Genomic DNA, 2,010 nt, shown 5'->3' with positions numbered 1-2,010 from the left:
ATCTAGGTATTTAAAAAGATACTTTTACCCTGGTTCAAAAGTCAAGAAGAAAGACGATAAGTTAATTCATGATAATTTTTTTGTTTGAGTGTAATTTCTAACTGAAACTTGACCCTTAATTGCAGTTACGTGATTATAACTAACAGTATGCGTCCTTAGGTTACTCGGATATAGAGTATCAGCCTTCTAACCTGAGGGTCAAATAAGTTCGAATTTTGACGGGCATGTTTAAAAAAATAAAGGTAAAGTAGTATATACTTTGGATACTACAATAATTAAGTGTAGTATGCAGTAATAAAAGACTTAATGGTGGACGTAGCTCAGTTGGTAGAGCCCCGGATTGTGATTTCGGTTGTCGTGGGTTCGAGTCCCATCGTTCACCCCATTTCTAATCTTAATTACTTAGTCTAAGCTCCTGCTGGAGATACACTTGGAAAAGCAAATCATACTTGTTTTATTAGCTGGGGGTATTGGGAGCCGATTGTGGCCTGTTTCTCGGGCAAGCTATCCAAAACAATTTTGTAGGTTATTTGATGAGCTATCTTTGCTGCAAAAAACTGCAAAAAGAGCCCGATCTGTTTCTAGGGTGTCAGATGTAATTGTACTTACAAATGAAAATTATTATTTTTTATGTCGGGATCAATTGGAGGCCATTGGTTTTACGAAGGTTCATTATATTTTAGAACCTTATCCAAAAAATACGGCCCCAGCCCTTGCTTTAGCTGCTGAATATGCTTGTAGGTATATAGATCCTAATACTATCTTACTCGTATTACCTTCAGATCATGACTTAAATGATCACGTTGCTTTTAAAAGCACAGTAGAAAAAGCGCTTTATTTAGCTGAACAAAATCATTTTGTTATATTTGGTGTTGAACCTTATGCGCCTAAAACTGGTTATGGATATATCGAAAAAGGAGATCCGTTCGTAACTGGATTTCGGGTGAGTCGCTTTATCGAAAAGCCTTCATTTCAAAAAGCAAAAAATTTCATTTCTCAAGGAGGATTTTATTGGAATAGTGGTATTTTTTTATTTAAAGCTCAGACTTACTTAACTGAATTAGAAAATTTAGCAAATGATATTTTTATTGTAACTCAAAAAGCTTTTCAAGTTACAAAAAAACGATCTGAATTTTTCCGAGTGAGTGAAGATTTTAATTATTGTCGAGAAGGTTCTATTGATTATGAGCTTATGGAAAAAACTAATAAGGCAGTTATGTTACCGCTTTGCACTCCATGGAATGATCTTGGCTGTTGGTCATCGGTCGGGGAAATAGGGAAGCCTGATAATGAGGGGAATGTCCAATATGGCAATGTGCTGATGAGCAAATGCCAGAATTGTTTAATTAGTTCTGAAGGTAGGCGTGTAGTTGTCATTGGTGTGAAGGATCAAGTGATTGTCAGTACTCCCGATGCTATTTTAGTGATTGATAAAGGTCATACTCAAGAAGTAAAAGCTGCTGTGGAACAGATGAAGTTACAACGAGATTCTGTTGCTACTGAGCATAAGCGAATTTATCGTCCGTGGGGGTATTACGAAAAATTAGCTTCGAGTGTTCAATATCAGGTAAAATATTTAGTAGTTAATCCTCACGCAGCACTTTCCTTGCAGTTACATCATTGTCGTTCCGAGCATTGGGTTATCGTCAGCGGTGAAGCCGAAGTTATTAATGGTGAAGATCACTTTCGTTTATTTTCTAATCAATCTACTTATATCGCAAAAGAAACCAAACATCGATTGAGGAATCCTACTGACCAACCTTTATTAATGATTGAGGTCCAAATTGGTGATTGTTTATCAGAAGACGATATTGTGCGGTTTGAGGATATTTATGGTCGAATGAATAATCTATGAATTTCATAATATTGATTATCTTTATAAGTTATAAAAGTTATAAGTTACATGACTTTTATACAAAAATACAGGTGTAATCAAAACTGAACTATGTTTGTATTAATTTTTTAGATTCTGATAAGGGTTTAAAAAAATTTGAAAAATTGATATGGAAT

General features: G+C 34.9%; 1 protein-coding gene and 1 tRNA gene. Both read left to right on the top strand.

All coding sequences use genetic code 11. From position 1 onward, the window contains the following. Positions 1–309 precede the first annotated feature (309 nt). Positions 310–385, top strand: a tRNA-His gene (locus CLERM_RS00280). A 45-nt stretch (positions 386–430) separates the two neighbouring features. Then, positions 431–1,855 carry a mannose-1-phosphate guanylyltransferase/mannose-6-phosphate isomerase gene (locus CLERM_RS00275; protein ID WP_102156635.1) on the top strand — a complete coding sequence of 475 codons (1,425 nt, stop codon included), beginning with the start codon at positions 431–433 and terminating at the stop codon, positions 1,853–1,855. Positions 1,856–2,010: the final 155 nt, after the last annotated feature.

Source organism: Coxiella-like endosymbiont (assembly GCF_002871095.1).
GTDB lineage: Bacteria > Pseudomonadota > Gammaproteobacteria > Coxiellales > Coxiellaceae > Coxiella.
This window is presented reverse-complemented; position numbering and strand designations above follow the sequence as displayed.